The organism is Methanoculleus methanifontis (assembly GCF_030464365.1).
Classification (GTDB): Archaea; Halobacteriota; Methanomicrobia; order Methanomicrobiales; family Methanoculleaceae; genus Methanoculleus; species Methanoculleus methanifontis.
In genome coordinates this window covers 146400-158657 of the sequence record NZ_VCYI01000005.1, presented here as the reverse complement: position 1 = coordinate 158657, position 12258 = coordinate 146400, and the positions used below count along the sequence as shown (strand labels likewise).

General features: G+C 62.8%; 13 protein-coding genes and 1 tRNA gene. 11 read left to right on the top strand and 3 right to left on the bottom strand.

The genetic code is table 11. The features are described 5' to 3' along the window. Positions 1 to 535, bottom strand: a 535-nt coding sequence (locus FGW20_RS05570) for an amidohydrolase family protein (RefSeq protein WP_301677100.1), incomplete at its 3' end; no start/stop codon positions are given. Positions 536 to 538: 3 nt separating this feature from the next. Further along, positions 539 to 1852: a formylmethanofuran dehydrogenase subunit B gene (locus FGW20_RS05565; protein WP_301677099.1), complete on the bottom strand. Its 1314-nt coding sequence runs from the start codon at positions 1850 to 1852 to the stop codon at positions 539 to 541. 326 nt (positions 1853 to 2178) lie between these two features. On the opposite strand from FGW20_RS05565, the gene msvR reads away from it, so the two are divergent. Further along, positions 2179 to 2997, top strand: a complete 819-nt coding sequence (msvR, locus tag FGW20_RS05560; RefSeq protein ID WP_301677098.1) for a transcriptional factor MsvR — start codon at positions 2179 to 2181, stop codon at positions 2995 to 2997. A 27-nt stretch (positions 2998 to 3024) separates the two neighbouring features. Here msvR and FGW20_RS05555 read toward each other — a convergent pair. Beyond that, positions 3025 to 3095, bottom strand: a tRNA-Gly gene (locus FGW20_RS05555). Between the two features lie 346 nt (positions 3096 to 3441). Here FGW20_RS05555 and FGW20_RS05550 point away from each other — a divergent pair. The 10 genes from FGW20_RS05550 to FGW20_RS05505 all read left to right on the top strand — a co-directional run bounded on the left by FGW20_RS05550 (position 3442) and on the right by FGW20_RS05505 (position 12255). Then, entirely contained in the window at positions 3442 to 3900 is a 459-nt protein-coding gene (locus tag FGW20_RS05550) for a 30S ribosomal protein S15 (protein ID WP_301677097.1), read from the top strand. 6 nt (positions 3901 to 3906) lie between these two features. Beyond that, positions 3907 to 5124, top strand: a complete 1218-nt coding sequence (locus FGW20_RS05545) for a single-stranded-DNA-specific exonuclease RecJ (RefSeq protein ID WP_301677096.1) — start codon at positions 3907 to 3909, stop codon at positions 5122 to 5124. Next, positions 5121 to 5423: a KEOPS complex subunit Pcc1 gene (locus FGW20_RS05540; RefSeq protein ID WP_301677095.1), complete on the top strand. Its 303-nt coding sequence runs from the start codon at positions 5121 to 5123 to the stop codon at positions 5421 to 5423. The genes FGW20_RS05545 and FGW20_RS05540 overlap by 4 nt, the downstream gene beginning before the upstream one ends. Before the next feature lie 4 nt (positions 5424 to 5427). Further along, the gene (locus tag FGW20_RS05535) at positions 5428 to 6021 is read left to right on the top strand and encodes a 30S ribosomal protein S3ae (protein ID WP_301677094.1); all 594 of its coding nucleotides are present in this window, start codon (positions 5428 to 5430) and stop codon (positions 6019 to 6021) included. Positions 6022 to 6147: 126 nt separating this feature from the next. Beyond that, positions 6148 to 6621: a hypothetical protein gene (locus FGW20_RS05530; RefSeq protein ID WP_301677093.1), complete on the top strand. Its 474-nt coding sequence runs from the start codon at positions 6148 to 6150 to the stop codon at positions 6619 to 6621. A 27-nt stretch (positions 6622 to 6648) separates the two neighbouring features. Further along, complete coding sequence (locus tag FGW20_RS05525) at positions 6649 to 7884, top strand: 2,3-bisphosphoglycerate-independent phosphoglycerate mutase (RefSeq protein ID WP_301677092.1); 1236 nt, start codon at positions 6649 to 6651, stop codon at positions 7882 to 7884. Positions 7885 to 7900: 16 nt separating this feature from the next. Next, positions 7901 to 8749, top strand: coding sequence for a polymer-forming cytoskeletal protein (locus tag FGW20_RS05520; protein WP_301677091.1), 849 nt, complete (start codon positions 7901 to 7903; stop codon positions 8747 to 8749). Continuing rightward, positions 8746 to 9582 (top strand): class I SAM-dependent methyltransferase, encoded by an 837-nt coding sequence (locus FGW20_RS05515; protein ID WP_301677090.1) that lies wholly within the window; start codon positions 8746 to 8748, stop codon positions 9580 to 9582. Before FGW20_RS05520 ends, FGW20_RS05515 begins: the two co-directional genes overlap by 4 nt. Before the next feature lie 116 nt (positions 9583 to 9698). Further along, complete coding sequence (locus FGW20_RS05510; RefSeq protein WP_301677089.1) at positions 9699 to 10892, top strand: MFS transporter; 1194 nt, start codon at positions 9699 to 9701, stop codon at positions 10890 to 10892. A 346-nt stretch (positions 10893 to 11238) separates the two neighbouring features. After that, positions 11239 to 12255 carry a PAS domain S-box protein gene (locus tag FGW20_RS05505; RefSeq protein ID WP_301677088.1) on the top strand — a complete coding sequence of 339 codons (1017 nt, stop codon included), beginning with the start codon at positions 11239 to 11241 and terminating at the stop codon, positions 12253 to 12255. Positions 12256 to 12258 lie beyond the last annotated feature (3 nt).

The window sequence follows — 12258 nt, the reverse complement described above, 5'->3', positions numbered from 1 at the left end:
CGTAGCCCTTCGTCGCCTTGAGGAGCCAGGCGATGTAGGCGGCGGTGTTCTCGATCTCGTGGTTCTTGAGGTACTCGAGGACGAACCAGTTGTTCCCGAAGACCGGGTAAGCGCCCTGGTCGAGGATTGGGGTGTCTCGTATCTCTTCGTGCACGTGCCGGGCGTAGAGCGGCGGCATGGCCGCTTCCATCACGGTCGTGTAACCCATCCGGGCGTAGTTGTAGCCGGTCCGGATCGTCGTCGGGACGGAGAATCCGCCCTGCATCCGCTCGATGCCGTTTTTAGCCTTGTAGCCGAAGAGTTTGTCTTCGGGGCGGAAGTTGCGGCCGATGTTCACTTTCGGACCGGCGACATGGGCGTGGATATCGACCCCGCCGGCCATGACGGCCTTCTCCGCCGCATCGATGACCTTCGGGCTGCTGAGAGCCGTCGTCTCGACGATCTTGCCGTCCTTGATGGCGACGTCGGCTTTGTCGCCCTTGATCCCGAGAACCGGGTCGAAGACGAATCCGTTCTTGATAAGATATTCTGTCATTGCTCACTCACTCTTGATCTCTCTGACGCGTTCCAGAACGCGGTCGAGGAACTCCTCGTCGGTCATCACGCCCTCGGGGGGCTCGATGACTTTTCTCGTCTCAATCGGCACGTTGTCCATCCGGTATGCGCATCCGCCCACCTCGACGCCGACGAAGGCGACGGGGACGTGGACCTTGCAGACCTCGGTGGTCGGGGTCTCGTGGGGGTCGATAACGACCGACGGGCGGTCGTAGATCTTCTTGACCGAGCTGAACGGGAAGTGCGCGCCGGGGTCACTGCCGAGGACAAAGACGGCGTCCACCTCGTCCCTGCGGAGCAGGTCGTTGGAGGTCGTCTCGCCGGGGTTGTAGCGGGCGAATCCGCGGGAGAGGTCCACCGCGTAGGGGAACCCGAACTGCCAGCCCCAGACCTGGCCGGAGCCGGTGACGTTGTAGTGCCCGCGCATCGGCATGATGGCTGCTTTCGTGTACTCGTTTAAGTCACGGGTGACCGCGATGGCCTCGTCGATGTTGTGGTTCTTCCCGAGCGACTGGGTCACGCCCATGCCGAAGAAGATGATCGCGAAACGGCCGCTCTTGAGCGTCTCAGCGGCCTCGTAGATCTGCTCCTTTGGAATGCCGGCGACGACGTCAGGGAGCTGCTCGCCCTTGAACGCCACGCGGAGCGCATTGAGGAGTTCATAGTCGCGCCCCTGCTCGACCTGCAGGTGGACGTCCGCCATGCGGGCGGTGTCGGTGGGACGCGGGTCGATGACGATCACCTTGCGGCCGGTGTGGCCCTTGCCGGTGAAGAATCCGCGGGGGAAGATCGAGTAGCGGGACATGTGCCGCGGATGGGCATGCGCCGGGTTGCATCCCCAGAAGAGGATACGGTCGGCACGGTTCTTGACCTCACCGAGTGTGCAGCTCGGAATCCCGATATCCTGCACCGCGATGAGGGATGTCCCGTGGCAGACGGTCGCCGTGTTGTCCATGACCGCTCCGACCAGTTCACCGATCTCTGACCCAATGGACTGCGCTTCGCAGTTCGTGGAGCTCCAGCCGTACATCAGGGGCTTCTTTGCGTCGGTGAGCATCCTGGCGGTATACTCGACCGCCTCGTCGTAGGAGATCTCCTTCCATGACCCGTCCTCCTGCCTCATGCGGGGGCGGGTGATCCTTTCCTTTGCCTGGGAGTGGAGAAACTTCTCGGCGCCGATAGCGCACGCGTTGTAGACTTCGAGGAGTTCCTTTCCGTCATCGCTGACGACAACTTCGAGGTCATCGCAGAGCGTCCCGCAGAACGGGCAGATTACGTCGGTTACAGTCTTCGTCATATGAGTTCACCCCTGTACCTTGCGCACCGGTTCGGTGGGTCGGGGGATGGGTTCGTTCCGGGCGACCTCCACCTCAACAGGTGTGCCTTTAAGCGTTGGCACCCACATCGAGGATCCGGCGTGAGCGGTTCTTTCACCCCGGACGAGGCCGGTCTTGCAGGTTTTTCCGGGGGGGTGCAGCCGCGGCACCCCCGCAGGTTGCAGCCAGCTGCCCAGGCCCGGTGGACGGCGAGAGCAGGTTCTGGAGCAAGCACCAAAATGTTCGTGGTCATACGAACGTACTAGTGTATCCGAACATTTGATATATCATCCTTTTGACCAGATATATGGAACAAGAAATGATCGGCAGGGGAAGGGCCGGCCGGCCGAGACCGGAACGTGACATAGATCTCTATTCGACGCCGGGAGGGACGCGGGCGGTCGAGAACCCGGTGCGGCGTAGTATCCTCGCGGCCCTCCGGGAGCGCGAGCATACGTTCGAGGAACTCGTCATCCTTGCGGGACGGGCCAAGTCGACGGTCTCGGTGCACCTCCAGGACCTCGCGGCGGCGGGCGTGATCGGGTCGCGGCCCGACCCGGAGGACTCCCGGAAGAAGATATTTTTCGTCACCGGCGACCTCGTCGCGAGCGTCTCGCCTGAGGAACGGGTGGTCGATGACCTCGCCGCTTATGCGGGGGCGTACCAGGCAGGGTCAGGCGACCCCAACGCGTTCTACCGGCTCGCGTTCCGGACGATCCGGGTGGCGCTCATGCAGGAGGGGGTTCTCCTCGACCCGCTCCTCTCCCGGGCCGGGGAGCGGATCGGCGAGGAGCTCTACCCGGCGGTCGCTGACCCCGATACAGGAGCGTTCTGCGCGAACATCGCCCGGTTCTGGGAGGAACACCGCCTCGGTCGGATCGAGGTCGCGGAGACGGAACCGCTTGTCCTCCTCGTCTACGACTGCTTCGAGTGCGTCGATCTCCCGGTCACCGGGAAGCCTGCGTGTGCGTTCGACTCGGGCATCCTCCGGGCGCTCTTCTCCCGTCACTACGGGCGGCCGGCGGAGGCGATCGAGACCCGGTGCTACTCGATGGGGTTCGATCACTGCCGGTTCGAGATCGGTGTGGGAGGCGGTGGAAGAGAAGAGTGTCGGACCCCGGAATAACACGCAAAAAAACGATAGAAAACGCCATGCGATAGCCGGGGATCGAACCCGGACTAGAGGCTTGGGAAGCCCCTGTCCTACCATTAGACTACTATCGCACTGGTACCAGTACATATTGGCCCGGGAGAACATAAACATTCGGCTCACCTGCCCGCCGCCGGAAGGGAGCACGGCCCTCCTCCGGCCGACCTTCCTTCACGCAGCGGGTGCCGCTCCAGATCACGGAAACCTCCGTACAACGTATTTCGCCCCCCGGCACGCGCGCCTGTCCGATACCCTTAAGATTCCTCCCGAATAATATGTTGCAGCACGATCACGTGCTGACTGTGGTAAGTCCGACGTGCTCCCGGAAGCACTGCCCGCAAGGGCTCGGGATTACAGAGATTAGTCAGTTAAAGGACTCTTTTCTGGACTTAACATAGTATATCTATCGGAGGTGCATGAATGGCAAGAATGTACGCTCGGCGTCGCGGAACCAGCAGTTCCGTCCGACCCTACCGGAAGGAGGCGCCCGAGTGGTCCAATACGGACGCAACAGAGATCGAGAAGATCGTCGTTGATCTTCGCAAAGACGGCATGTCGACCAGCCAGATCGGCCTTGTGCTGCGTGACAGGTATGCCGTCCCCGACGTCAAGATCGCCACCGGCAAGCGTATAAACGAGATCCTTCGCGAGAATGAGCTTGAATCCGAGATCCCTGAGGATCTTCGGAACCTGATGGAGAAAGCGCTCGGGATCAGGAAACACCTTGCGGAGAATAACAAAGACGTTCACAACAAGCGGCAGCTGCAGATCGCCGAGTCCAAGGTGCGCAGACTGGTCAAGTACTACGTCAAGTCCGGACGGATGCCGAAAGGCTGGACCTACAAACCGGAGACCGCGGAGATCCTGCTCACCCGCTGATGATCCATGTCGCTTGACGCCGCTGCTGCAAGCCTGGCTGACCGCCTGCTCGAGCAGGAATTTGTGGAGGTGCTGGCGCACCATGATGCTGACGGTATAGCCGCTGCATCCATCCTCTGCCACGCCATGTTCCGTGAGGGCGGACGGTTCCGGCTGAGGATCCGCCCCGGCATCGCCACGGCCGACCTCCCCGGCGACGGCAGCGTGCTTCTCTGCGACTTCGGATCGGCACTCACGGACCTCCCCGGCGACGTCATGGTGGTGGATCACCACCTGCCCCGCTTTGAGGGAGACTATCACGTCAACCCGCACCTTGCCGGAATCGACGGCGACCGGAACCTCTCGGCGGCCGGCGCGGCCTACCTCGTCGCCCAGCGCATGGGCGACAACCGGGATCTGGCGGGGCTCGCGCTCCTCGGGATCATCGGAGACGGGCAGGCACTCAACGGGCCGAACAGGGAGATCGTGAACGAAGGCATCGCAAATGGGTTCATCGCACCCCGCCGCGGCCTCCGCCTCCCGGGAAGAGGGCTCGTCGAGCAGCTCTCGCTCGCCGTCGACCCCTACCTCACGGGGTTCTCCGGCGAGCCCGACAGAACGAGGGCGCTCGTTGCAGAGGTCACCGACGAGGACGACATGGACACCGAGTCGCTCCTCACCCGGCTCGTCCTCGCGGCCGCCCCGAAAGCCTCGGTCTCCGCACTCTGCGGGATCTGGGGCACCACCTACAGCCTTGGGCGGGAGGTGATCGACGAGGCCCTGAATCTCACGGCCGTCGTCGACGCCTGCGGCAAGGCCGGGAACGGGGATATCGGCGCATCGCTCTGTCTCCGCTCAAGCCACGCGCTCCAGGAAGCCTGGGAGATCGCCGCCCGCTACCGCCAGGAGGTCGTCGCCGGCATCCGCGGGGCGCACCCCCTCGACGAGCGCGTCGCCATCTTTGCGGTGGACGACGGAGGAGTCGTGAGCGACGTCGCGGACGCGCTTGCGAACGACTTCGTCCAGACCGGTCCCGTCTTCGTCATCGGCAGGAAAGGCGACCAGTGCTCCATCTCGGCGCGCTGCCCGCCGGGCATCGACCTCGACCTCGAGGTGCTGATGCGGACGGTCGCGGAGGCGTGCGGCGGCCAGGGCGGCGGACACCGCCTGAGGGCCGGAGCCCGGATCGCCGCCGATCAGGCAGACCGGTTCAGGCAGGCACTCCTGGAGGCGATTCCCGCATGATCGGGATCGAGGGTGCCATCGAGACACCGCACACCCTCCCCGGCTGCGTGGCGGCGGCACTCGAACCCGACAACCTCACCCTGATCCGGACAACCACGATCGAGGGCGGGGTGCGGGCCGAGATCGACGGAACCAGGCTCCGGTCGATCATCGCCTCGGTGGACGACTACCTCATGAACCTGGCGATAGCGGAGGACGTATGCACCGCCGCCTCGAAAAGTCGGCAGAGCAAAACGGAGAGTTCCGGAGTGGAATCAGGATCAAATGGGCTAAAAACCGATAATAATAGAGAGAAGTGATACCATGGCAAAGAAGAAACAGGTTGGAAGAAGGTTGGAAGGCTGGAAGGCCAAGAAGTGGTACCGTGTCTACGTACCCGACGCCTTCGGCAAAGCCGAGATCGGGGACGCCATCTCCGCCGACCCCGAGAACATGGTCGGTCGCGTCATGACCGCGACGCTCGGCGAAGTTGTGCAGGACTATTCGAAGTCCCACATCAAGATGAGGTTCAGGATCAACAACGTGGCGGGCGACGCCGCGTACACCGAGTTCATCGGGCACGAAGTGACCCGCGACTACCTCCGGTCGATGGTCAAGCGGCGGGCATCCCGCATCGACACCATCCACCCGGTCGTCAGCAAGGACAAGAAACTCCTGCGGGTGACGGTCGTCTGTCTCACCCTCTCGAGGGCCGAGCAGAGCCAGGTCCACGCCGTACGGCAGGCAATCTCGCAGGCCCTCGCCGCCAGGGCGGCCGAGAGCGACTTTGAGACCCTGGTCAAGGATATCGTCTCCGGCGACATGGCCCGCGATATCTTCAAGGTCGTCAAGACGATCTACCCGATCCGCCGGGTCGAGATCACCAAGTCCAAACTCGAGCAGGTTGCGGCTGTCTAAAGCCGGCTGCTCACCGTTTTTTTTTCGCAATTCCCGTACCTTCACGCCTCCTTACCGACACGACCGGGACGAAGGATATATGCCCTATGACGGGGTATACCTCCGCCGGAACATACAAGGGAGGTGATGGCAGTGATGGTCGAAGAGCGGCATGCAGGTGTCCGGCGAACAAACCGGATCGTCCTCAATCATCGGGACTTCAACGAGCGACAGACCGTGGCCCGGGGGATCATCAGGAGGATGCTTATCCAGTTCCACCGGGAGTGGGGCGAAATCCGGGAGAGGGAGAGCGGTAGCGCCCGGGTTCTCGCCTCGAATGCGATGCTCGACCGGTGCTCGCACCAGCTCTACAACACCGCATGTGACATGCAGACAGTCCTCGGCGAGGAACTCGCCGGAGAACTCCGGTGCCTCTCGGCCGATATCATCAAGACGGCAAATGTCCTCATTATGCTCGGGTGTGGGGAGGAGTGCCGCGAGGAGAGCGAAACCCTCGCAAAGGAGGCGGTTCTCCGGATTGAGTGGTGTCTGACACTCGTCCAGAAAGGGAAGGGCTGTCCGGCAGCAACCCGGATCTCCGGCACTCACCGGGAAGAGTAATCACGTTCTGGATCTCACCTGTTCTCGATGATTGCTGAGAAGGTTCTCTTCCTGGTACTGGACGGGATCTCCGACCGCCCCTGCGAAGCGCTGGACGGAGTGACTCCGCTCACCGCCGCAAAAACCCCGGTTCTCGACCGGCTCGCCGCTGAAGGCATATGCGGGATCATGGACACCGTCGCGCCCGGTATTCGGCCCGGGTCCGATACCTCCCACCTCGCCCTGCTCGGCTACCCGCCGCAGGAGTTCTATACCGGTCGCGGCCCCCTCGAGGCCGAAGGGACCGGCATCCACATGACCACCGGGATGATTGGGTTTCGGTGCAACTTCGCAACCGTGGACGCGGACGGCCTCGTCACCGACCGCCGGGCCGGCCGGATCTCCGGGACGGAACCACTTGCGGAGGCCATCCGGGAGGGCGTCGACCTCTCGGATCTCGGCGTCGAGATCCTGTTCGAGGCGGGCGCCGGGCACCGGGCGGCCCTCGCCCTCATCGGGGAGGGGCTCGGGGATAAGGTCTCCTCGAACGATCCAAAGAAAGAGGGAGCACAGCCACTCACAATCCGGCCCGGCACCGACGATCCGGCGGATACGAAGACCGCCCGCGCCTGCAACGAGTTCATCCGCCAGTCAGGAAAGATCCTTTACGGCCACCCGCTGAACGTCCGGCGGATGGAGGAAGGATTGCCGCCCGCAAACTTCCTCCTGATCCGGGGCGTCGGGAAGATGGGCACGTTCCCACAGTTCTCCGAGCGCTACGGGCTCTCCGGGAGCGTCATCTCAGCAGCCACCCTCATCTCCGGGATCGGGAAGGTCGTGGGGCTCGAGCACATCCCGGTGCCGGGGACGACCGGGTCGGCCGACTCCGATCTCGATGCCAAGGTGCGGGCGGCAATAGGGGAACTCAGCCGGAAGGACTTCGTGCTGATGAACATCAAGGGTGCGGACGAAGCCGGCCACGACGGCAAAGGCATCCTGAAACGCGACTTCATCGAGGTGATCGACGCGGCGCTCGCGCCGCTGCTCAATCTCGAGGGGACGCTGATCGTCATCTGCGCCGACCACAGCACGCCCTGCTCGGTCAAAGACCACAGTGCCGACCCTGTTCCGGTCGTCATCAGGGGGCCCGGCGTCCGGGTCGACCGGACGAACCGGTTCGACGAGGTTTCGTGTGCGGAAGGCGGCCTTCACCGTATCCGCGGTCGCGATCTCATGCCGATCACCCTGGATCTAATTAATAAGAGTCATAAGTATGGCGCATGAAGATTATACCGGGTAAATGGAACCGACAGGAGACCACGACTGGATCAAGGGCTGCACCCTCCCGGATCATACCGAACTCCAGGAGAGGACGCTCAAGACCGATCAAGATATCGTCGTCGGTGAGCGGTGCCGGATCGATTACGGCCTCTTTGGTAACGATGTCGTGGTCTGCGAATTCAGCAAGATCAACGGCGACATCGTTACAAGCGGCGACGCCAGAATAGACAACTGGTGCGAGATCAACGGGGACGTCGTCGTCGAGGAGGACGCCTACCTCGGCGAAGGGGTGAAGATCCAGGGCAAGCTGGTCGTCAAGGGCGATCTCGATATCGGGGACAACGTCCAGATCGAGCGCGGGTTCGAGGCGAAAGGCTGGATCTCCATCCGAAACCCGATGCCGGTCGTCATCTACATCGTGATGTACCTGGTGGCCGTCCTCGGGATCGAGAAGGAGGAAGAACTGAGTTCCGTCCTCGAAAAACTCTTCGGTGATGACGAAGCTCCCTCGGCGACACCGCTGATGATCCCGGGCAGCGCCGTCCTCAACATGCAGACGTTCTCCGTCCCGGAGAAGATGGCTGTCGGGGCAGGGTGCCGGCTCCACGGGAACATCCGTGCCGGCTCGATCGCCGTCCGGGAGGAGACGACGATCTTCGGGAGCCTCCATGCGCGCGAAGGCGTGAGCATCGCCAGAGAAACGGTCGTTCACGGCGACATCCAGAGCGACGGTGACGTGACGATCGAGCAGGAGGTGCATGTCCTCGGGAACGTCTCCTGCACGCGTCTCACCCTGCACGAGGAAGCACGCGTGGACGGGGTCATCCGTGCACCGGGCGGCATGAAGATCGAGAGGCGGACAACATGAACGTTGCAGATATTCTTGAGGTCGACGGGTGCCGGTTGGTCGAACCGTCGTTTGCGGAACTGGCGATAGATTCATGCACGGCGCTGCTGCTCCGGATAATGCCGGACGAGGCCCGTCTTCTGGTCGACGAGAAAGAGGAGCCGATCGCGCTCGCGCTCCACGACGACGAGGGGTGGCACGCCGCCTCGTTCCTCTTCCGGGAGCCGACACTCGCCGCCATCGAGTGCTTCGAGGCGGTCGGCGGCGACATCTACCAGGAGAGCCGGGAGGTATGGCTCTCGGCCGTCCGCGATTACTACAGCGCGGAACTCCTGCAGACCACGTTCCCCGCCCTTGAGGACCTGCGCCCCGACCGGGAGGGAAAGATCCGCGACCTCCTCGAAGAGGTCTGGGGCGACCGTGCGGGAACCCCCTGTCTCGACTGCTGTTGCGGGTCGGGAGTCGGCACCGCGGCTCTCCGGGCGGGAGGGGTGCGGGCGCTCGCCTACGACAACGACCCGGCGCTCCTCGCGCTCGGCCTCTCGAAGGGCCGTCTCGCGCCCTCCGACACTATGTGCATCGACGCGCAGAAGGCGTCCCACTATATCGCGCCAGTGCCCCTCGGTGCGGCCTTCATGGTCGGCGAGATCTACTCCTACAACACGGCCCTCTGGAGATCGATCGTCGCGAACCTCCTCGCCCTCACCGATGAGACGCTGATCACCGTCGGCACGGAGGAGGAGGCGGCAAGGGTGCAGGAGTGGTGCACGTGGGAGGGCAGAGCGACCGAGGTCTTCGAAAATCGGCGCGACCCGCTCTACGACCGGTGGTGCTGCGTCACGCAGCCGGAATGATCTCGGCCTGCGACCTAATATATATGCCGCAGTAGCACCAACTCTTTTCCTTGCAACTGTAGAATAACCCCCACAGACCCGATCGCGGGCCTGATCGCTATTCGAGTGTAACCTGCATGAATACCGCAAAACGCATCTATAACGTCTTATTCATCTCCGTCTTCGCCACCATGCTCGGGCTCGGCATCGTCAGTCCGCTGCTGCCCATCTACGCGGAGAACCTGGGCGCGACCGGCATCTGGCTCGGCATCATCTTCTCAGCCTTCGCGCTCTCCCGGTCGGTCTTCATGCCCGTCATCGGACGGATATCGGATCGCCGGGGGAGGAAATGGATCATCCTCATCGGCATGTTCGCCTACGCGATCCTGTCGCTTGCGTACATCATCGCCGACAGCGTTTACTCGCTCACGGCAGTCCGCTTCGCCCACGGCCTCGCGTCGGCCATGGTCGTTCCGATAGCCATGGCCTACGTCGCCGACCTCTCGGAGAAGGGAAGAGAGGGGAGCCACATGGGGAACTTCTCCATCTCGATGTTCCTCGGCATGGGGATGGGGCCGTTGCTCGGGGGGTTCCTGAACGATGCATTCGGGTTGGATTCGGTCTTCTACGTCATGGCCGCCCTCTCGGCGTTCGCCACGATCCTCGTCGCCATCTCCCTTCCGGAGGCAAAACGCAGCACGTTCACAGTTCCGGAAGGGAAAACCGTCCTGATGCGGGAGATCCTCACGTTCCCGGTGATGCGGGGGGTCATGGTCTTCGCCTTCATCAGCGCCCTCGGGCGCGGAGGCATGATGGTCTTCATCCCGGTCTTCGGGCCGCTGATCGCGATCAGTCCCACCGAGGTGGGCATCGTCCTCTCCGCGAACACCTTCCTGATGGCGCTCCTCCAGGTCCCGATGGGGAGGATCACCGACATCGGCAACAAGGTCGTCCTGATCGTCACGGGGTCGGCGATAACAGCGTTGGCGATCGCTGCGATTCCGTTCTCGGGGTCGTTCGGGCCCCTGCTCGCGATCACCTCCCTCGTCGGCATCGGGGGCGCCATTCAGCAGCCGGCCATCATGGCCCTGACGGTCGATGCGGGCCGGACTATCGGGATGGGGACCTCGATGGGTGCCTACAACACGGTCTTCGGGCTCGGCATGATCATCGCACCGCTGATGGGAGGTGTCTTCATGGACTACGTCGGCATCGACGCCGTCTTCTACGTGGGCGGTGCGATAAGCCTCCTCGGGACCGCGATCTTCGCGGTGATGATGCAGAGAAACGCGCGCGCAGCTGATAGGAAAGATATTCCGGGATCCGGGTAGGCTCCCTCCACCCCCCGGTTTCGCCGGCCAAAAGGCCGGCATACCTCTTCTGTTGTCCTGTAACATCCCCTCCACCGACACAAAAAACGGAATTTACACTGTAAACTTCTCCTCTGCATGGGAAGCAATTATATAGTTAATCCACTATCATGGGGTACGAAGGCGCATGGACAGAAAACGCGCCGGAATCGCCACGGTAAAACCTGCAGGGTGACCGGACGGCCTCCCGGATCAGTCCTGCAGGCCACGGGCAGGAATCTCCCTGGCATATGCGACTTGGTATAACGGCATGGCCTCCCGCAATGATCAATCCCTGTTCCCGGCTTATCCCCCTCCAGCCCACTGCATGCCTCGGCCCCGGGATCAGGCACCCCTCGCACTCATTCTCCCGTTCGGCATCTCCTGGGAGCCCCTTGCCTCTCCCGGCGTCCTGTTCATCGAACTCCTCATCGTATGCATCGCCTTCGGGCTGCTCGGCGTCTGGTTCAAGGAGCAGGAGGTGGCAGCCCGCTTCGCCGGCATGGATGCAAGCATCAAGGGTATCAGGACAGCGGAAAGTGTCCCACCCCGCCTCCCTGCCGTCGAGGGCGACCCGGTCTCACGGTTTGTCGATGAGGTCAACCTGATGCTCGGGGAACTGGAGCGTTCCCGGCAGGAACTCCAGGAGAGCAGGGACCGCTACCGTCTTCTCTTCGAGAGCGGGAACGATTTTCTGCTGGTATGCGCCGTCGGGAGGGAGGGGACGCCCTACCGGATACTGGATGCCAACGCGCTCGCCTGCCGGTCCCTCGGGTATACCCGGGACGAACTCTTCGCTCTCACCCCCGGTTCGGTCATCCTCGTCCGGAGCGACTTCAAGAAGGGTGACCAACGTCTCCATTCCGCCGACCTGATCCCCCGGGAAGGCAAACGGATTCCTGTCGAGGCGAGTATTCACCGCATCACCCTCGGGGGCACGCCGGCGATCCTCATCATCGCCCGCGACGTGATGGAGAGGCGGCGGGTCGAGAAGGAGCTGATGGACTACCGCTACCGCCTTGAGGAACTGGTGACACAACGAACAGATGAACTCCGGACGGCAAACGAGAGTCTCAGGTGCGAAATGAAGGAGCGGGAGAAGATCGAGCGGGAGAGGATGGAGGCATACCGGCAGATCGAGAGGAATACCGAACAGTTCGCGGTCCTGACCGACCACATCCGAAACCCCCTCCAGGTCGTCCAGGGGATGGCCGACCTTATCGACGATCCGCGGGCGGAGAAGATCCGCGAGCAGGTCAGGCAGATCAAGGCGATCCTCAAGCAGCTCGATGAAGGCTGGGTGGAGTCGGAGAAGGTGCGGGAGTACCTGGAGCGGTACCGGTAGGGA